The 18,300-nt window shown below is 67.4% G+C and carries 15 protein-coding genes and 1 pseudogene; 9 read left to right on the top strand and 7 right to left on the bottom strand.

The window, feature by feature from the left end; genetic code table 11:
• Nucleotides 1-47 precede the first annotated feature (47 nt).
• Nucleotides 48-2,879 (top strand): hypothetical protein, encoded by a 2,832-nt coding sequence (locus IPI67_06255; protein ID MBK7579796.1) that lies wholly within the window; start codon nucleotides 48-50, stop codon nucleotides 2,877-2,879.
• Nucleotides 2,879-5,686, top strand: a complete 2,808-nt coding sequence (locus IPI67_06260; protein ID MBK7579797.1) for a hypothetical protein — start codon at nucleotides 2,879-2,881, stop codon at nucleotides 5,684-5,686. The genes IPI67_06255 and IPI67_06260 overlap by 1 nt, the downstream gene beginning before the upstream one ends.
• Before the next feature lie 10 nt (nucleotides 5,687-5,696).
• Here the strand turns inward: IPI67_06260 and IPI67_06265 are convergent, their stop codons facing one another.
• The gene (locus IPI67_06265) at nucleotides 5,697-6,185 is read right to left on the bottom strand and encodes a histidine phosphatase family protein (protein ID MBK7579798.1); all 489 of its coding nucleotides are present in this window, start codon (nucleotides 6,183-6,185) and stop codon (nucleotides 5,697-5,699) included.
• A gap of 4 nt (nucleotides 6,186-6,189) precedes the next feature.
• On the bottom strand, nucleotides 6,190-7,806 hold the full coding sequence (locus IPI67_06270; GenBank protein ID MBK7579799.1) for a hypothetical protein: 1,617 nt from the start codon (nucleotides 7,804-7,806) through the stop codon (nucleotides 6,190-6,192).
• Nucleotides 7,807-7,945: 139 nt separating this feature from the next.
• Here IPI67_06270 and IPI67_06275 point away from each other — a divergent pair, with 139 nt between their 5' ends.
• From IPI67_06275 to IPI67_06285, 3 genes are read left to right on the top strand one after another with little or no spacing between them, the layout of a single operon-like run.
• Nucleotides 7,946-8,539 carry a hypothetical protein gene (locus tag IPI67_06275; protein MBK7579800.1) on the top strand — a complete coding sequence of 198 codons (594 nt, stop codon included), beginning with the start codon at nucleotides 7,946-7,948 and terminating at the stop codon, nucleotides 8,537-8,539.
• A gap of 60 nt (nucleotides 8,540-8,599) precedes the next feature.
• Entirely contained in the window at nucleotides 8,600-9,304 is a 705-nt protein-coding gene (locus IPI67_06280; GenBank protein ID MBK7579801.1) for a response regulator transcription factor, read from the top strand.
• Nucleotides 9,301-10,788, top strand: a complete 1,488-nt coding sequence (locus IPI67_06285) for a GHKL domain-containing protein (GenBank protein MBK7579802.1) — start codon at nucleotides 9,301-9,303, stop codon at nucleotides 10,786-10,788. The genes IPI67_06280 and IPI67_06285 overlap by 4 nt, the downstream gene beginning before the upstream one ends.
• 74 nt (nucleotides 10,789-10,862) lie before the next feature.
• Here the strand turns inward: IPI67_06285 and IPI67_06290 are convergent, their stop codons facing one another.
• A complete protein-coding gene (locus IPI67_06290; protein MBK7579803.1) occupies nucleotides 10,863-11,405 on the bottom strand; it encodes a hypothetical protein in 543 nt (180 codons plus the stop codon).
• 258 nt (nucleotides 11,406-11,663) lie between these two features.
• Between IPI67_06290 and uppS the strand changes: the two genes are divergently transcribed.
• The 4 genes and pseudogenes from uppS (at nucleotide 11,664) to IPI67_06310 (ending at nucleotide 15,658) form a co-directional block, all read left to right on the top strand.
• Nucleotides 11,664-12,455 carry a di-trans,poly-cis-decaprenylcistransferase gene (gene uppS, locus IPI67_06295; protein ID MBK7579804.1) on the top strand — a complete coding sequence of 264 codons (792 nt, stop codon included), beginning with the start codon at nucleotides 11,664-11,666 and terminating at the stop codon, nucleotides 12,453-12,455.
• A 335-nt stretch (nucleotides 12,456-12,790) separates the two neighbouring features.
• Nucleotides 12,791-13,933: pseudogene (locus IPI67_06300) on the top strand (ATP-binding protein).
• A 207-nt stretch (nucleotides 13,934-14,140) separates the two neighbouring features.
• A complete protein-coding gene (locus IPI67_06305; GenBank protein MBK7579805.1) occupies nucleotides 14,141-15,061 on the top strand; it encodes a hypothetical protein in 921 nt (306 codons plus the stop codon).
• A gap of 135 nt (nucleotides 15,062-15,196) precedes the next feature.
• The gene (locus tag IPI67_06310; protein MBK7579806.1) at nucleotides 15,197-15,658 is read left to right on the top strand and encodes a VOC family protein; all 462 of its coding nucleotides are present in this window, start codon (nucleotides 15,197-15,199) and stop codon (nucleotides 15,656-15,658) included.
• Between the two features lie 77 nt (nucleotides 15,659-15,735).
• Here IPI67_06310 and IPI67_06315 read toward each other — a convergent pair whose 3' ends face one another.
• The 4 genes from IPI67_06315 to IPI67_06330 form a co-directional block, all read right to left on the bottom strand.
• The gene (locus IPI67_06315; protein ID MBK7579807.1) at nucleotides 15,736-16,212 is read right to left on the bottom strand and encodes a hypothetical protein; all 477 of its coding nucleotides are present in this window, start codon (nucleotides 16,210-16,212) and stop codon (nucleotides 15,736-15,738) included.
• 40 nt (nucleotides 16,213-16,252) lie between these two features.
• Nucleotides 16,253-16,975, bottom strand: coding sequence for a hypothetical protein (locus IPI67_06320; protein ID MBK7579808.1), 723 nt, complete (start codon nucleotides 16,973-16,975; stop codon nucleotides 16,253-16,255).
• 673 nt (nucleotides 16,976-17,648) lie between these two features.
• The gene (locus tag IPI67_06325; GenBank protein MBK7579809.1) at nucleotides 17,649-18,074 is read right to left on the bottom strand and encodes a type II toxin-antitoxin system HicB family antitoxin; all 426 of its coding nucleotides are present in this window, start codon (nucleotides 18,072-18,074) and stop codon (nucleotides 17,649-17,651) included.
• 6 nt (nucleotides 18,075-18,080) lie between these two features.
• Nucleotides 18,081-18,275: a type II toxin-antitoxin system HicA family toxin gene (locus IPI67_06330; GenBank protein MBK7579810.1), complete on the bottom strand. Its 195-nt coding sequence runs from the start codon at nucleotides 18,273-18,275 to the stop codon at nucleotides 18,081-18,083.
• Nucleotides 18,276-18,300 lie beyond the last annotated feature (25 nt).

The following is an 18,300-nucleotide window of genomic DNA, read 5'->3' on the forward strand; positions in this document are numbered from 1 at the left end:
CAACGCAAGCTTGCACCACAGCCGTGTTAGGCTCCTCCGCGGGTTTATTGGCTGAGCAGAGACCCGACCGTCACGCGGGCGACCATGCCGGGGAGCCCGAGCCGCGCTGGCTGCGCGCCGCGCTCACCGCACTGGTCGCGTATGCGCTCCTGGTCGTGGCCGCGCAGGCCGTCGTCCGGGTGCTGGCCTGGGACATGCGGGGCTTCGACGCAAACCTGATCGACTACACCTGGCAGATCGAGCTGCCCTGGCGCGCGACCCGCGGTGAGTGGAGCGGGCGCGACTTCCACTTTCCGATGGGCCCGCTCTGGCAGGTCTTTGCCCTCGCGGGCACGCTCGGTGGAGGCTTCTCCGCACCGCTCGTGATCGCAGGCATGCAGGTCGCGACCCAGCTTGGCGGGATCGGCATCGCGCTCTGGCTCGGGGCCAAGGCCCGAGGTGTTTCCCGCCTGCTGTTGGTCGGCGCAGTCATGCTCGCCTCCTACGGCGCCGGCATCTCCACACTGCGCCCGCTGCTCTCGGTGGTCCACCTGTGGCTCTACGCCCGGGACGCGCGGGACGACCAACCCGCGCGCTGGAGCAGCGCCGCCGCGGCCGCCGGCGTCGCAACCCTGCTCATGTTGTTCTCGTTCGATCGCCTGGTGTTCGCCAGCCTCGCGGTCGTCGCCATGTCCAGCTTCGAGTACCTCGCCCGCCGGCGCTCCGGACTGCCCGCGCGCATCAGCCTGATTCGATTCTTGCGTTATGCGCTCGCCCAGGCCGCGTGTCTGGCGGCCGCTGCGCTCTTCGCAGTGGCCCTCGGTGCAAACCCCATCGAATACGTGGCCGGGCAACGCCGGCTCACCGCGTCGTACGCGGTGAACATGGCCACCAGCGCCGAGGGCTCACCCGTCGCGGGCGCAACCCTCTTCGCACTCTCGGCTGTCGGCCTCGTGCTCTGGGTGCTCGTGCGGCGAAAACGCCGAGTCGCCGGCGCAATGCTGCTCGCAGGGGCGTTGCCCATGCTCGCGTTCTCTGCGGTCCAACCGAACCCGGGGCACGTCTTCATGGGTGCGCTGCCCGCACTGGTCGTGCTGTGTGTGATCGCCGCCACCCGCTCCCTCGGCTCGGACCTGATTCGCATTTCATCGAGCCTGCTTGCGACCGGGTTCTTGTTCGGTTGGTTCGGGACCTTCAGCAGCGACATCTGGCTCCACCCCCGCGCGCTCGTGTCGGCCCGAGACGCCCTCACCCGGCGGCTGCAACCGCAGACCGACTTCGTGACGGATCTCGGGCGCACCGCCGACTACAGCCGCGCGCTCTTGGCGCGCGATCCGAGCATCCGCTGCATGGGGTTTTCTCCTGCCCTCACCGCCACGCACGCCCTCGCCGACATCAATGGCCCGACATCGGCGACAATTCGCTGGAACGCCGAGCAGCGACTCGAGCTGGCGGAGGCGATCCGCGCCGCGCGGTGCCCGTGGTTCGTCTACCAGGTCGGCGGTTTCGATCGCCCCGACCGCCCGAGCTGGTTCATCGGGGAAGATCTGATCGCGATTGGCGAGAGCTACCGGGTTCACGAGCGGCTCGGCCCCGCCACCTACGCGCTCGAACGCCGAGCGACCCCGCAACCGGCCCGCGTCGAGACGCTGCCGATGACCCCCGAACGACGCCGGCTCGCGCTGGGTGTCGAGCTCGTCATTCCGCTCGGACGCGAGGTCTCGGACGCGGATCTCTTGCGCATCGACTACACCCTCAGCGTGTCGCGTCTGGCGACCCTGATCGGTGCGGCACCGCACCTGGAGTATCGCTTCGAGAAGTCGGGAACCGCGACCACCGAATACGCCGATCTCTTCGATCTCTCGGTGAATCGGCCCACCCACACCTTGGTCGCGGTGAACCCCGCCATGGCGGAGACGCGCTGGATCGGCGAGCCCGGCACGCCAGGCTCGCGCCACGCCGACGGCCTGCGTTTCCGGCTGCGCGCTCGCGGGCGCTTCACGCCGAAGACGGCTGAGCTCGAGGTCTCGGGCATCAGCGTTGCAGCACCTGGAGCTCCGGAGGGGCCCGCGCCGGCTCCGAGCTGCGAGCTCGAGCGAGATTTGTTGTCGGACGCCACGACCGGGGTCGCGCTGCCGCGCAACGTCGCGCTCAGAGCGTCGGCCGAGCGCGTCTCGTTGCACCCGAACCCAACCAGCGAGCAGGGTGCCGAGGTCTATTTTCCCATCAAGCCCTGCGCCGATTCCTGCCTCGTTGCGCTGGCGGGCATCGAGCTGCCCCCGGGGAGCGGCGACGGCGCCGAGCTCGACGTCAACGTGCTCCAAGGCCCATCGCGCCCGCGACTCGTCAAGCTCGACGTGCTGCCCGGTGCCGGACCGTCACGACTCGAAATTCCTCTGCAGCGTTTTGCATCAGAAAGCGTGCTGCTCCGCTTCGGCTCGTTGCCCCACGGCGACCCAAGCCAAGACTTCTTGTGGTTGCAGCGCCCGCGGCTCGCCCGCTGTACGGCCCGGACGTCGCTCAGCGAGGCGCTGCGCCAGGAACGTGCGACGGCCGAGGGTGCGGTGGAGGCGCGCGGCGACGACGTCGCCATCGGGCCGGGGCAGAGCAAGCTGACCTACCCGTTCACCGTCGTGGCCGACACCTGCCTCGAGCTCGGCCTCGGCCTCGACGGCTCGAACGGAGCGTACGGGTTCTTGATCGGCGTGCGTGCGGACGGACTGGTGCACGGAGTGACGCTGGGTGAGGTGAAAGCGGGCGAAACCCGCCGCCTCGACCCCGTGTCGATGCACGACTTTCACAAACGCGAGGTCGTGCTCGAGCTGCACTTCGAGCGCAAGCCGGACACGGCGGGCACACTGCGACTGATCGCTCCGCGGCTCGGGAGGTGCCCCCGCTGATGACCAAGGGCCGCAGCCTATTTGTCCTGTTGCTCGCCTACTTTTGCCTCGCGATGCTCGCGAACGCCATCGGTTGGTCCGCGCGGGTCGACGATCGCCTGCTCGAGTACCGACACTGGGACTACGGCTGGGAGCTGCTCTTGCCGTGGGAAGCCAGCCGCGGCCGCTGGTCGGGTCGAGATTTCGCTTATCCCATCGGGCCGCTGTGGCAGCTCTTGGCCTGGCTGCCCAACGCCTTCGGCAGCTTCAGCGCGCGGCGCGCGATCACCGGCCTCCACCTCGTATTTCCGTTGCTGTCGCTGGCGGTCGCCCTGTGGTTGAGTTTGTCCACGCAGAAGACCTGGCGTGCGCGCGCTCTCGCTCTCCTGCCCCTTGCGCTGCTCGGCCTGCACGACGACGTGCGCTCGCTGCGCGGGGTGCTCCCGCTCGCAGCCCTCGTGGTCTTCCTGCCCACGGATCCGGTCCAACCAACCTGGCGACGCTCGGTCGTCGCAGCGGCCCTCGTCTCCGCGAGCGCGTGGCTCTCCCTCGACGCGGGTGCGCTCGGTCTCGCGGGGCTGATCGTCGCTGGGCTGACGCGCGCATGGCTGGCCGAAGCTCGACGGCAGGAGCTGTCACGCCTGGCCATGTTGCTGGCCGCAGTCGCGGGTTTCCAGGCGGTTTTTGCCGCGGTATTGGCGATCTCGGGCGGCAGCTACGCGCGCTACGTCGAGGGGGCGTTCAGCATCACCACCGCCTACGGCACCACGATGCTGCTCGGTGCCGAGGGATTTTCGCCACGCAAGCTCGCCCTCCTGGTGGTGCTCGCGCTGGCGCCGATCGCGGTCATGTTGCGAGGAAGCCGGCGCGACTCGGTCGGAGTCGCGTGGCTCCTCGGAACGACGCCGTTTCTTCTGCGCGCGGTGCTGCGCAGCGATGCGGAGCACGCCTACGCCGCCACCGTCCCGCTGGTCTCGGTGCTGTGTCTGCTCGCCCTGCGCCACCGGAGCGCACGACCACGCCTGGCCGCGTACACGTCACTGCTCGGACTGACCTTCATGCTCGGTTGGTTCGGCGCGCACATCGAGCGTTCGAGCGCCTGGGATCCCCGCGGCTTCTCCCGCGCCGCCACCGCCTTCGCACGCCCGCAAAGCTCGACGCCAGAGTACCGGGGTGAGTTCCGCCGCCTGCGAGAGTGGCTGCTGGCACGCAAGGCCGAGGGTGTGCCCTGTGTGGGCCTGCCGGCGAGCAAGGTCGCGCTGCACGCCATCACCGGCGTGCCGGGACCGACCGCAATGAGCCTTGGCTGGTCGGCGCCCCTGCAACACGAGATGGCCGCCGCCGTGCGCCGCGCGCGATGCCCGCTCTACGTGCAAGAGATCGTGAGCTTCGACGAAGGGAGCTGGGGTTTTGGTGAGTACATGCTGGCGCTCGACGAGCTGTACGAACCCGTCGAGAAGCTCGGGCCTGATCTGTGGGTGACGCGACTCCGAGGCACACCGAGGCAACGCACGACGCAGCCGCTTCCTCTTGCTGAACGCGGCAGCGACCAGCTCTCGGTACCGGGAGAGGTCAGCTACCGGTTTTCGCGTCCGGTCCCCTGGGATCACGCGCTCTTCGTGTCCTATCACTTCGACGTGAGCGGTTTCGCCCGCGCCGCGGGGGGCGTGCCGGCGCTCGAAGCGCAGTTTTACGCAGGAAACGCGGCGCTCGGGCCCGCCATGAGTGTTCCGTACCCGACCGTAGGCACACACCAGACCGTGCTGCCGATCGACGCTGCAGTCGCCGAGCAGCGTTTCATCGCAGGCATCGTAGCGCGGGAGACGCGTCTCGCCGATCGGCTCGTCCTCCGCGCGCGGGGCGGGCGCACGAGCCCATCCAGCATCACCTTCTCGATCACGGCGCTCGAGGAGATCTTCCCTGCGCCAGCCCCGCCTGTGACGACGCGTACGTGTCAGGAGCGGGTCGACCTCGCAGAGCTCGCGAGCACGCCGAGAGTGTTCTTCCGAAGCGCGACGCCGTCGGTCTCTGGTGACGTCATCAGCCTCGATCCGAACCTCTACCCCGAACCCGACGCCGAGCTCTACGTGCCCGTCGTGCCCTGCGAAGACGCGTGCCTCTACGCCGAGCTCGGAGTCCTCGCCGCAACGGAGCCCAGCGACGGCGTCGATTTCGAGATCCACGTGATCGACGGGCACGAAAAGCCGCGCCTCGTCGCCTGGCACACCCTCGCCGGGCTCTCTCCCAAACCCGCGGAGCTGCCCCTCGCTCGCTGGGTGGGGCGCGAGGTGATGCTGCGCTTCGGGACACGCTCGGGCCAGACCCTCGGCGGTGATCGCGCCCGCATCCTGCGCCCGCGCATCGGGCCGTGTAGCACGCGCCAGAATCTGGCCGTCGCCTTCCACCAGGGTCAGCACCGCATCGAACGGGGCCGCGCGGAGGCCCGTGGCGACACGCTCCGGCTCGAGCCCGCGCCTCTTGGTGCGCCCCCGACGGACGTGAGGCTGCCGCTGACGATCGAACCCGGCAGCTGTCTTGCGCTCGATGTGCGCGCCGAAGATCCCCCCGCAGGCTCCGGCCGCATCGCGGTCGACGTGGGCATCGTGGAGGGTGATCTCGTCTTGCGGCTCGAACGGCCGGAGCTCGGCGCCTTCGATCCCCCCCGTAGCGTCAAAGAGCTGCCGCTCGAGCGGTTCTGGGGCAAAAAAGTCGAGCTGCGCCTCGCAACCTGGGCGCTCGACGACGCGCCGAGCCCCACCGCGGTCGTTGCCGGCGCTCGTCTGCACCGCTGCGGCGACGGCGCGCCCTGGGGTTTTGGCGGTCAGTGAGCGCGGGCGCTCAATCCAGCTCTCGCGGCCGCCAGACGTGCACGAGCTCACCGCGCTCACTCGCGGCCTCGCTCCAAGCATCGACGCCGAACGCGAAGCGCGCAATCGCCGCGGTGGGCATGGCCTGGCGCATCAACGACAGGTCGCTCACCAGCTCTTCCATGCCGGGGTTGTGACCCACCACCAACAGGCAGCCGACGTCCGGTGCGACACAGGCAATCTCCGACAGGATTCTGTCGGGCTCCGCCAGATACAACGCGTGCAGCAGTCGCAGCTCCGGCTTCCAGCCAAAACCCTCGGCCACCGCCAGCGCCGTCGCACGCGCCCGCTCGGCAGTCGAGCTCAAGATCAATCCCGGCTGCAGCCCTTCCGCGCCCAAGAGCGCCGCCATTTCGCCGGCGTTCTTTTCACCCCGGGCATTGAGCGGGCGATCGTGGTCCGCGACGCCGTCCTCCGCCCAGCTCGACTTGGCGTGCCGCATCAAGAGCAGCGTCTTCATTGGCTCAGGGCTTCTTCTTGGGCAGCCACTCGGCCTTGGTGGTCAACGCCGTGCCGATCTCGACCCGGGTGATGTCACCCTTGTCACATTTGATCTTCACTTTCGGCACGCCGTCGTCGGTTGTGACGACACTGTCGACCTTCGCGGTCTCGGTGTGGACCTGCCCAACACAGAACGCCATCACCTTGAGACCCGCACCGACCTTGCCCGCGCGCAGCGACGCGACATCTACGACGACGTCCGCCTTGTCCGCCATGCGCTCGACGGTGATCTTCTTGCCCTCGACCTTCTTCACCGTGCCGAGGTGATAGTCCTTGGTCGGCGCCCGAAGCGGCGCCCACACCACGACCCCAACGAGCTCGGTGGTGGGAGGCAGATAACCATCGGTGTCCTCGCTCTTGATGCTCTTCCCGTCGACCCAGGCGCTCGCTTTGTCGAACAGCTGAGGCCCCTCCGCCGCGCCGGGATCTTCGTGAGCGATGAGCACGAACGGCCCGCCCTTGGCCAAGAGCCAGACCTTTTGACCGTGTTTGAGCTTGCCGGTCTCGGCTCCGGCGGCGCTCTCCACGGGTTTCTCCGACGCAGCACCCCACGACCAGGCGGCCTTGGGTTTGTCGAGCTTGCAGCGCAAGCGCTCGCACTCGACCGCGATGTTCAGCTTCTGCCGGGCGGCCGAGATCTCCTCCGGCACCTGCTCGAAGCCGCCGATCTTCAGCGCCGCGTCGATCTCCTTCGCGGCCTCTCCGGGCTTCTTCCCGCTCACCGCGTTCTTCACCACCGCGGTGACGTGCGCCTTGATCGCGTCCCTCACTACCTCGTTTGCGATCTTGCGTTCGCCCTCACTCAGCTTGCCGCCCTTCTGCAGCTCGTCCAGCTTGCTGAACGCCTCCGCCCACTTCTGCCCATCGAGCATCGGCTTGAGCACGCTCAACCCTTGCTCGATGATCAGCTTCTTCAACGCCGCGTCCGCCTTGTCGAAGGTCTCCTTGTCGAGGGCGGTCGTGGTGTCGGGCGCGGTGAGCAGCGCGCGGGCCGCTTCGACGTTCCCCGCCTTGACCTCCTCGGCGAGCTTGCGCTCGAGGCAGGTCAAGAGCTGGACCTTGGTCTTTTCCTTCAGCGCATCCTTGAAGGTCGCCCGCGCCTTGCCGCGGATCGGATCGGCGACGAGCTTCAGGGCGCTCGCGCACTTGCCTTCCGCGGCGTTCTCCAGAGCCCGCTTGGCCGCACGCTCTGCCCGAGCCTCGTCGACGGATTTCTGAAGCGCTCGCGCCTTGCGGGTCAGGTCGAGTCCGGCGTACAGCGTCGCCTCCTCGGCCCGATCGTCCGCGGTCGGGAAGTCTTGCTGCTTGAGCAGCCCCTCCGCCTCCGCGATCAACAGCGCAGCCAGCTCGTCGCGTCCCTCGCCGGCGGCCGCGCTGTCGGGGAATCGCGAGACCAGGCGCCGGTACATCTCGGCGCTCTTCGTGCTGCGCGCCTTGGTCAGAACGGCCTGGGCCCGACCTTCGTCGCGAGAGCTCCCCGCGGGAGAGTCGGCATCCTTGCCGCCGCCGCCGCAGGCGCCCATCGGCAGCGTCGAGAGAGTGAGTGCGAAGAGTCCGATCCCCAGGGTGATGCGTTTCACGCGCGCGATGCTTCCGCCGAGCGGGCGCTTTCGTCAAGCCATGCGGTGGAGTTAGTGCGGTTCAGCGCGCCTGGAAGAGGATGGGCACCGTGGGTGTTCCATCGGGGCGGAAATCGCCATATCAATCTCGAAGGTCTGCATGCCGACTCCGCCCCCACCACTCCCCGAAGGCTCCGAACAGGTCGCCGCCTGGGCGCGCGGCCGGCGCATGAAGTTCGAGGCCTGGCCCGACCAGAGCTGGTTTTCCGCCTGGGAGCCCTTCGACACCATGGTCGGGGCCGAGGCTTGGTTCAACAGCGCGTCGTGGTCGGTCCCGCCCGGGGGTGCAACCATCGCCGAGCCGTGGCAGGCCCCGCTCGACAGCGAGCCCGTGGATCGCACGCTGCTCTTGTTCGTGTCCCACCCGAGCTTCGTGCGGCGCGCCGCAGCCCGCGGTGGCGAGCACTTCAACACCCGGGTTGCTTACCTGGAAAACCCGCCGATGCCGACGGTGCAGATCGGCGACCCAAGCTGGGATTCGAACATGCTGACGCTGGCCGCGTCGCCGTCGGAGGCAGCGGCGGCCTTTCCGCCGGGCGCGCGCCGGCTGTTGTCGGGCTGGGGGTTCACCGGCCACATCGAGATCCGCCCAGGGGGTCTGGTCGTCCACTTCGCCGGCACGAAACCCATTCCCGCGCACCTCGATCGCCTGGTCCACGCCGTTGGACCGCTGGTGAAGGAGCTGGGGCGGTGAGGATCTCTCCCCGCGTTCTCCCCGATTCTTGCACGCGCGCGATGCTAGGCTGAGCCGAGGATGGCGCAACGCATCCTTGTCGTAGAAGACGAGCCCGCGATCGCGGAGTCCGTGGCGTACGCCCTGCGCCGTGACGGGTTCAACGTGGAAATCGCCGGCACCTGCGAGGCAGCAAACGGCGCCGCGGACTCGGAGCTGATCGTACTCGACCTGATGCTGCCAGACGGCAGCGGTTTCGACTTGATCGGTGCGTGGCGGCGCGCCGGACGCCTGACTCCGATCATCGTGCTGTCGAGCCGCGACACCGAGGCCGATCGCGTGGCGGCCCTGGAGACGGGCGCCGACGACTACGTGATGAAGCCATTTTCGCCGCGTGAGGTCGTGGCGCGCGTGCGGGCGGTGCTGCGCCGCGCCGCACCGCCGTCGCCCAGCTCACCGACGGCCACCACGCGCTCACCGCTCGGCGTCGACGAGGACACACGCCGAGCGCAAGTCGACGGGCGCCCCCTCGAGCTCACGCGCGTCGAGTTCGATCTCCTGACCAGCCTGCTCGAGAGCCCGGGTCGGGTCTACACCCGAGCACAGATCATCGACAAGGTCTGGGGAGACGGTTTTGCCATCACCGATCGCACCATCGACTCGCACGTGAAGAGCTTGCGCAAGAAGGTCGCGGATGCCGGCGGAAATCCGGGGCTGATCGAGACGGTGCGCGGCGTCGGTTACCGGGTCGCCGACCAGCCCCGACCCGAAGCCGAGAAGTCGTGACCCGACTGATCGTCGTCGCCGCTGCTTCCATCGGCCTGATCCTGTTTCTCGCCTTCGTGGTCTCGCGCCTGCTCGCGACGCGCACCCGGGGTTTGTCCATTCGCATGCAGGTGTTCCTGGCGCTCGGCCTGATCGTGGGTGCGTTCGCCTTCGGCCTCGGCATCATGGTCATCGATCGCATCGAGGCGCGGGCGGTGCGCCTGGCGAACCAGGCGGCGCACGACGAGAGCGCCGCCATCGCCGGCATCATGGAGGGCGAGATGGACCGCGGGAACATGGGCATCGAAGAGATCGCCGTGCGCCTCGAGGCCGAGCGCGAACGCGGCGCGGAGCTCTCCTTCGAGCTGCTCGACCCGGAGGGCCGCATGCTATTTCCCCGAGGAAAAGCCAGCGAGCGCGGCACCCCAGGCACGGTGACCGTGGACTCCCCGATCATCATCGGCGGGGTGACACGGGGTTCGGCTCGAGTGGTCAAGCCAACCGTCGTGATGCGGCGTTTGCTCGAGGACTTTGCGCCCACGGTGCTGGTCATCAGCCTGGTGCTCGGAGCCGCCGCGGCTGCGGCCGCAGCCCTCATCGGTCGTGCCATCGCGCGCCCCATCGAGAACCTGAGCGCGTTCGCCGAACGCGTCAGCGCCGGCGAGCGGGTCGCCGCACCGCTCTCACCCGGCGGTCGGGAGGTGACGCGCCTGACCCGCTCCATCGACTCGATGCGGCGACAGATCGAAGGGCGCCCGTTCGTCGAGACCTTCGCCGCGGATCTGTCCCACGAGTTGAAGAACCCGGTGGCAGCGATCCGAGCGAGCGCAGAGGTGCTCGAAGAGGGTGCCATCGACGAACCCGAAGAGGCGCGGCGTTTCGTCGGCCGCATCCGCGAGGCAACCGAGCGAATCGAGCGGCTGCTCGGGGATCTCCTGAGCCTTGCGCGCATCGAGGCTCGGGGCGCCGAAGATCAAGAGGTGGTGGAGCTCGAGACCGCGACCCGCATCGCGCTCGACTCGTTGGGGGACGACCGAGGTCGAGTCAAACTGCAGAGTGACGGTGACACCCGGATCCGCGGCGACGAGGCGTGGTTGGTCCGAGCGGTCACCAACCTGCTCGACAACGCCATCGTGCACTCGCCCGAGGGTGAGGGCATCGAGCTCGAGCTTCGCCGCGAAGAAGACGGCGTGGTGCTGGAGATCTCGAGCGCGGGCTCGGTGCCCAAACACGTACGAGAGCGGCTCTTCCGCCGGTTTGTCACCACCCGCGCCGACAAAGGTGGCACGGGGCTCGGCCTCGCCATCGTGCGCGCCGTCGTGGAAGCGCACGGCGGCCGCGCGGAGCTGAAACAGCCCGGGCCTCCGCGCGCGGTGTTCCGCCTGACCTTTCCGCCGGCACGGCGTCGCGCCGCGGAGCAGATCCGCGAGGCCGCAGACGAGGCTCGCGAAGCCCTCGAGCGCCGCTCGAAACCCCGGCACGATGCACCGAACGAGTCGAGCTGACTCGCGACAGAATGTGCGGCGGCCAGGGCGCGCCGGTGCCGGCCCGCGCGCGCCCGTCCGTTACCGCGTGGCTCTCACTGGCACTGCGCTGCGCAGCTTTGCCCGGCGCAGCCCTGAGCCGTCGCAAAGAGACTGAACGCCGCGTCCGTCGTCGGGCAGTCCTTGGTCAGGCACGCCTTCAGCGCCACCGGATCCGTCTCGGTGCACTGCGGCTTCTTCTGAACGAAGCAGGTGTTGAACGCGTTGCAGTCCGTGTCCTTGGCACAGGCCACGAACTCGTTGCAACAGCTGCCCGTGATGCAGTCGGCGCACTGCTGAGAGACGCCGCTGATCTGGAGCGGACACGCGCTGCCGCCGCTGCCACCCCCACCCCCGGTGCCAACGCCACCCGTGCCGACACCCCCCGTGCCGACGCCACCCGTGCCGACGCCACCCGTACCGACGCCGCCGGTGCCCACTGCACCCGAGCCACCGCTGCTGCTGCCGCCGCCCGAGGTCACGCCACCCGTGCCGTAACCGCCAGCACCGCCGGTGCCGGAGCTGCTGTCGGAGGCCGAACAGCCTGCGAGAGACAGAGTTGCAACACCCACCGCCAATGAAACGAGGACGAGCTTCATGTGAGACCTCCGAGAGGGTGAACGAGGACGCACGAGCGCCCGCCACGCCAGGGCGAGCGGATACCGCCAAGCCGCCGCCGGAGCAACCGTCGGCGCACGCCCAGACTGGAGCACAACCTGGTCAAGTGGCTGCAATGCTTGGACTTATGTAACGCAGCCAGGGGGGCGTTCCGGCGATTCCATCAAACCTCCACACAGCCCCCCCGCGTCCCGCGCTTGTCTTTGCCACCTTGTTCTCACAGCGAGCTTCCTTCGCTCATGGAGATTGAAAACATCGTGTCCGAAAACGGCAAAGTCAGAGTCCCGCGTCACATCGCCATCATCATGGACGGCAACGGCCGCTGGGCACGCGAGCGCGGCCTCGAGCGTGTCGAGGGTCACGCAGAGGGTGCCCGCGCGGTGCGCGATGCAGTGGAGACGGCGGCGCGAGTCGGCGTCGAGTACCTCACGCTGTACGCCTTCAGCGTCGCCAACTGGGCACGTCCCCGGGGTGAGGTCGAAGCGCTGATGCGGCTGCTGGTGGACTTTGCCAAGAAGGAGCGCTCGGAGCTGCGTTCACTCGGCATTCGCGTGAACGTCATCGGCGCACTCGAAGATCTGCCCACGGGCACGCGCCACGCGGTCGAAGATCTGATCCACTACACCGCCGACGGCGAGAAGATGACTCTGACCCTGGCCCTCTCGTACGGCGGCCGGCAGGACATCGTGGAGGCTGCGCGGGCCTTGGCCGTGCGCGCTCGCGCTGGGCTGGTCTTGCCCGAAGAGATCGACGAGACCTTCTTCCACCGTGAGATGACCACCCGCACGCTGCCCGACGTGGATCTCCTGATCCGCACCGGCGGCGAGAGTCGCCTGTCGGACTTCCTGCTCTACGAAGCCGCGTACGCAGAGCTGTCGTTCCTGCCCATCATGTGGCCCGACTTCCGCCCCGCGACTCTGCTCGAGTCCATCGAGCAATTCTCGAACAAGGAGCGCCGCTTCGGCCGCACCTCGGAGCAGGTCAAGCGCGGCGAGGCCGCAGCGTTCGACCCGCTCGACCCGGCGGAGTGAGCTCGCGCGCGACCGGTACGCCCCCGCGGCTTCGCGCGCGCTGGTAGGGCCGGATGAAGAACGCGGGGCGCCGATCCTTCGATCGACGCCCCACAGCACCTCCGGTGCGCTCAACGTTGCCGCTTCATGCCGGCGTGAAGACGGGCACTACCATCTCGAGAGAAGCCATCAGGGCCTCGAGCTCGTGAGCCGGCCATCGGCGTCATAGCCGTAGGTCACGCTCGCGCATGAGCCAGCATCCAGCCGTAATTTAAAGACTATTTACTAGCCATGAAAACTCGTCGTTATGTGAAGAGTTTTCATATAGCTTGGTCGCTGTGCAGGAGCGAGGTGAGTTGCTCGCGCGGATTGAGCGCCAGTTTTCGGTGGTGCGCGTAGTCGCGCTGCTGGGACCGCGGCAAAGCGGCAAAACAACCGCCGCGCGCATGTACACGGCCAGCGCCCCGGACTACGCAGGGGAGCAAGCGTATTTCGATCTCGAGGATCCGGATGATCTCCGCCGCCTTGCGGATCCGAAGCTCGCGCTCGGAAACCAGCGCGGACTCGTTGTGATCGACGAAATCCAGCGCGCACCGGATTTGTTTCCGGTCCTTCGCGTGCTCGTCGATCGACCCGACAACCAGATGCGTTTGCTCATTCTCGGAAGCGCGTCACATGATCTCATCCGCCAGAGTTCAGAGTCTTTGGCGGGACGGCTCGCGACCCTCGAGGTGACTCCACTTTCGGGGGACGAAGTGGATGCAGCGGACCGGGAGGGACTCTGGCTGCGGGGTGGATTTCCTCCTTCGTTTCTCGCTGACGATGACGCGGGAAGCTGGCTTTGGAGGAAAGCCTACGTGCAAACGTTCCTGGAGCGCGACATTCCTGCGCTGGGCATTCGCATCGGCGCGCAGGCACTCCACCGATTTTGGCAGATGCTGGCGCACTATCACGGTCAAATCCTCAACGCTTCTGAACTGGGACGTTCGCTCGGGATCGGAGACACGACGATCGCTCGCTACGTCGACATCTTGGTTGGGACGTTCATGGTCCGGCGCCTTGCCCCTTGGTTCGAAAACATCAAGAAACGCCAGGTGAAGCGGCCAAAGGTCTACCTGCGCGATTCTGGGATCCTGCACCAACTCTTGGGCATTCGCTCGGCGTCAGAACTTTTGCGTCATCCGAAGCTGGGCGCTTCTTGGGAAGGATTCGCCCTCGAAGAAGCAGCCCGCACCATCAACGCTGCGCCCGAGGAGCTCTACTTTTGGTCCGTTCATGCACAGGCTGAACTCGACCTTTTGCTCGTGCGCAGCGGCAAGAAGATCGGATTCGAGTTCAAGTTCGCGGACGCCCCGAGCCTCACGGCGTCCATGAGGATGGCGCAAGACGTGCTTGCGCTCGACCAACTGATCGTCGTGCGACCCGACGGCAAAGACTATGCACTTGCACGCGGCGTGGAGGTGACGACACTCGAATCATTGCGGGCTCGCGCGTGGTGAGTGTTGCCGCGCAGGCTGGCCGATGAGGGAACTACCCTCCCCACGAGTATCCGGGGATCATCGTGCTCCGCCTCGCCCGGGCGCCAGCGCTCTGTCCCGGCAAGTTGGGGCAGCTCGAGGCCTTGCAGCCTCGTTTCCGCGCGAGCTCGTGGGCGGCGGCGCGGACACTGCGACCTCTGGCTTCACGACCGGGCCCTCCGCGGCAGCTTGCGCTATCGTCTGCTGGTTGTGCGTGCGGCCTGGCTCTCGACCCTGATCTCTTGCGGTGCGCTGGCCGCGTGCTTGGACATCGCGGAGTCGGAGTCAGCGAGTGGCGGCGGAGGCTTCGTGGCGACCGGCGGCACGACCTCGGGCGGTGGCGGGGCGGCGGGCACCGCGGGGCTCGGCGGTGATGCGGGCACCGGTGGCAGTGCGGGCACGGGCGGTGGCGCAGGCGCCGCTGGAACCCCGAACGACGGCGGCGGAGACGCCGCGGCCAAGACACCCTTCGTGTTGGCCGACTTCAGCAGCGAACAATCGGGCGACAGCGCCCCGAACGCGACGGGACTCACGTTTGCGGCGACGGTCCCAGCGTCGACACGTTTCATGCTCGCCTGCGGCCATGCCCGCGACAACGACACGGCGTCGAACTTCTACGGCACCATCAGTCTCAGCGGACAACCGATGCTCGCCGTCGATCCCGCGGCCAGCGGCGTCGTCGGCAACAACCAGGCCGGCGTGCGGTGTTTTTCCCAAGACGACCCAGCGACGGGGCCACAGGTCGTCCAGTTCAGCGTGCTCGCCGGCCACAGCCTGGACTACCTGCGCATCTCAACTTTCTATTTCAATCGCCCGGCGCTCGTGCACGCGCACGCCATCGCGACCCACAGCGGCGGTAACCAGCACAAGAGCAGCATCGTCACCAGCGAGCCGGCGATCGTGCTGGTGGCCTACACGAAGTATTACACCCAGACACTGAACACCTCCGGATTCACCGAGCTGTTCGACAGCGCCGGGTTCGGCGGTGAGGCGGTGCAGTACGGGGCCTATGAAGTGCAGACCAGCGCGGGCGCGGCAAATTGGAACGTCACCTGGGGCGGCTCGTCGTCATGGGGCGGCAGCCAGATCATGGCCATAGTGCCCAAATGATCGGCGGACGGGCGCACCACGCAGGCTAGCCGGTGGGGACCGCGCCATTTCGGCGAGACGGACGGGCTCAGGTCCATGATACTCCCGCCCTTCACGCGGCGAGCGCGCGCTTGCCCCATAGCAGGGAGGACATCCATGACGACTTTCGTTCATCACGAGCTCAACACCAGCGATCCGGCGGCCGCCAAGAAGTTCTACAAGGGACTCTTCGGGTGGAGCTTCCAGGACATGAAGATGCCCGACGGCAGCGTCTACAGCATGTTCACCACCGCCGAGAAACAGGGCGGCGGGATCCAGAAGCACCCGATGCCGGGTTCACCGAACGCTTGGCTCCAGTACATCGGAGTCGCCTCCGTCAAGAAGTCGATCGCCAAGGCTGCGAAGCTCGGCGCCAACATCATCGTCCCGTACATGCCGATCCCTGGGCACGGCGCCCTCGGCGTCTTCGCGGATCCAACCGGCGCGACCTGCGCGGTGTGGGAACCGTCAGCGGCGCCGGCAGCAAAGAAGGCGACCACGAAGAAGGCCGCCAAGAAGACCAGCAAGAAGGTCGCCAAGAAGACCGCCAAGAAGACCGCGAAGAAGCGCCGCCGTTAGTCGGAGCGACTTCAATCACCGGCTCGATGTCCTCGCGGTGCGCGCTCGCCCGCGAGGACTCGTTCTCGTACCAGCCGTCAGTCCCTGGTGCCGTGAAGCTGCCGGTGCGCCTCGAACAGGACGATGCCCAGGCAGACCGCGAGATTCAGGCTCTGGGTCTTACCTTGCGATTCGACGGTCAGGCTGGTCTGGGCATCCGCGACGACGGCAGGGGGCAGCCCGTGGCTTTCGGGACCGAACACGAGCAGGTCGTTCAGAGCGAACCGAAACTGCGTGAGCGGAGTCGCTCCGGATTGCGCGACCGTTGCGACGACGCGCCCCGAGTAATTGCCCAGGAACTGCCCGGGGTCATCCACTCGGTGCCACTGGATCTTCGCGAAGGCGCCAGCGGAGACCACGCGCATTTCACGAGCGCGAGACTTCCCGTAGCGCTCACGAACCAGGCGTCGCGGATCGAACACGTGACACTCGCGGTGACCGAAGACCTCCAGCGTCCGGGCCAGCACGCAGAGGTTGCGGAAGTCCTGCGGGGCATAGAGGAACACGCTCGTCATGGGTCACACGGAGTCTCGAGCAGTCGTGCTCATGCGCAGCCTACTCGTCCATTCCGATGGAGAGCGACTCTTCTTCGGCGACGCTCAGGGCAATCCGGCGTGCTGACTCCAGGTCGAGGTTCAACAGACTCGCGAGCTCTGTCAACGGAATGCCAGGACGGGCGCGCGCGAGATCGCCGATCGTCGCCCGCAGCGAGCTACTGCCCAAGGGATCGATGAAACGAACGGATCTCCCCGCACGTCGCCCGAGCTGAAGCAGCGCCTCATAGCGATCGAAGTCCGGTGGCCAGGTTCCGTTCCTGGCGATGTCCGCGAGGGTTTCCGGGGCAAGGCGCAGCATGCAGAAGACGTCGTTCTGGCGTTCTTCCGAACCGACGAGCCAGCCTTGCCCGCACTCACGGCAGCGACTGGCCCACAACCACCAGAAGTCGGGCCCCCGCCGCGCGACCTCCTCCAGGGACGCGAACACTCCCCTGTGTTCACCCATGTCGACGACGCCGCAATTGGCGACGGCCAAGCAGTCGCAGGTGTGACTCGCCAACGCGCGCAGCACGCCCTCCAGACGCGTGCGCAGGGAGTCGACGGCAACGACGTCACGGAAGTCCGTCGAAATGAGCTCCAGGTGCCCGTCCTGGCCAAGCAGCGCTCCCAGCGTCTGGGACAAGTAACACCGCTCAGCGAAGTCTTTCGTGCTCAGGTCTCCGCGCACGAACTCCCAGAGCGTGACGATGTCGGCGCTGAGTGGGGCGGCGGCTTCTGTCATCGGGTCTTACGCGGACGAGTCAGCGTCATCGGGACGGAGGTATTCTGGCACGAGTCGAATGCAGCCGCGCGGCGATGGCCTCGACTACACGAGGGGCGTTCAACTTCCACTCGCCCGGGACGTACGTGCCGAGCCAAGCGTAAGGCTCCGATTCGGCCGAGTCGCCGCGCAGGTAGCGACCCAGGAATTCCAGGTGCTCGCGGTTCCAGGCCCAAACCCTGATTCGACCAACATCGAAGGTCCAGTAGCACGCTGGCAAGTGGTCGTACGCGAGGCCCGAAGCTCTGTGGAGGCACGCGGTGCATGCAACCTGCCAATCCTCGAGGGACCACGACGGGGACATGTCACCGATCAACGACGGTTCGCTGGACTCGGACGCTTTCTTGGCGGTGGCCAAAGCCCCGCATCGCGGGCACGCAACCTCGAGGTCGCGCGGCCGACAGCGGTGTCCGTAGCGGACATGGGCCGGTCCAGCAGCGTGTCTCGCAGTCATGTTCTAGGTCCGCAGTGCGAGTCACGCTTTCACCCGCGCACGCCGAGCGTCAAGTCGTCATTCGGCAAGGCGCGGCAGACGCGGGGAGGCAGATCGGGTGCGATGGTGAGCCTGGACGCAGGGATCGTGTTGTGGTTGCGACGACGACGCCGACGGCCGCAGGCCACCTCAGGGCGCGGGCTAGGCCGCACCCGCCACAAGGTCAAAGTGAACTTGAACACCGAGGGCATCCGCAACCTTCCGAAGAGTGGCGATGGATGGATTCGCGCCTGGGCGCTCGAGTTTCGCCATCTGCTGCTGGGACACGCCAACCCTGCGCGCGAGCTGCGCCTGGGTGAGACCGGCCGCCTGTCGCGCCCATCGGAGCGAGACAGCAACGGCGAGCTGAGGATCCACCGCAATGGGCTCCGCGCGGCGTGCGGTCGAGGCGGGTTTAGGCGGGGAGCGTCCGTCGACGAGATGAGCCTCGAGCCAACCTTCGAGAGCTTTCCTCGCCGCAGCCAGGACGCGCTCCTTGGAGGGCGCGCAGGTCGCGCACCCCGGGGCATCAACGAAGACAGCTGTCCACTGACGTCCTTCGCGATCGAGCTTGGCGTGGTAGTGCATGGGTTCCTAGGTCAGTCTGAGTCCGGTGATGCGCTCGATACTCTTGAGCACGCCGATCGAGAGGTCTTTCTTGGGATGCGGGACCGTAACGATGGCGGGGTTGGTGGCGTGTTTGAAGTGGTGGTGGTCACCTTTGGCTCGGACGAGCACCCAACCCGCGTTAGTGAGCGCCCGAATGACATCCGTCGAGCTGCGCACCATTGAAATCTACAACATTTGGGTTGTA

The sequence above is a fragment of the Myxococcales bacterium genome, from assembly GCA_016706225.1.
Taxonomy (GTDB): Bacteria; Myxococcota_A; Polyangia; order Polyangiales; family Polyangiaceae; genus JADJKB01.

Excerpts from the sequence above, each read along its gene's own strand:
- IPI67_06265 (MBK7579798.1), bottom strand. The coding sequence starts at position 6,185 with ATGAAGACGCTGCTCTTGATGCGGCACGCCAAGTCGAGCTGGGCGGAG.
- uppS (MBK7579804.1), top strand. The coding sequence starts at position 11,664 with ATGGAGATTGAAAACATCGTGTCCGAAAACGGCAAAGTCAGAGTCCCG.
- IPI67_06330 (MBK7579810.1), bottom strand. The coding sequence starts at position 18,275 with ATGGTGCGCAGCTCGACGGATGTCATTCGGGCGCTCACTAACGCGGGT.
- IPI67_06290 (MBK7579803.1), bottom strand. The coding sequence starts at position 11,405 with ATGAAGCTCGTCCTCGTTTCATTGGCGGTGGGTGTTGCAACTCTGTCT.
- IPI67_06320 (MBK7579808.1), bottom strand. The coding sequence starts at position 16,975 with ATGACAGAAGCCGCCGCCCCACTCAGCGCCGACATCGTCACGCTCTGG.
- IPI67_06260 (MBK7579797.1), top strand. The coding sequence starts at position 2,879 with ATGACCAAGGGCCGCAGCCTATTTGTCCTGTTGCTCGCCTACTTTTGC.
- IPI67_06325 (MBK7579809.1), bottom strand. The coding sequence starts at position 18,074 with ATGCACTACCACGCCAAGCTCGATCGCGAAGGACGTCAGTGGACAGCT.
- IPI67_06310 (MBK7579806.1), top strand. The coding sequence starts at position 15,197 with ATGACGACTTTCGTTCATCACGAGCTCAACACCAGCGATCCGGCGGCC.
- IPI67_06280 (MBK7579801.1), top strand. The coding sequence starts at position 8,600 with ATGGCGCAACGCATCCTTGTCGTAGAAGACGAGCCCGCGATCGCGGAG.
- IPI67_06275 (MBK7579800.1), top strand. The coding sequence starts at position 7,946 with ATGCCGACTCCGCCCCCACCACTCCCCGAAGGCTCCGAACAGGTCGCC.
- IPI67_06315 (MBK7579807.1), bottom strand. The coding sequence starts at position 16,212 with ATGACGAGCGTGTTCCTCTATGCCCCGCAGGACTTCCGCAACCTCTGC.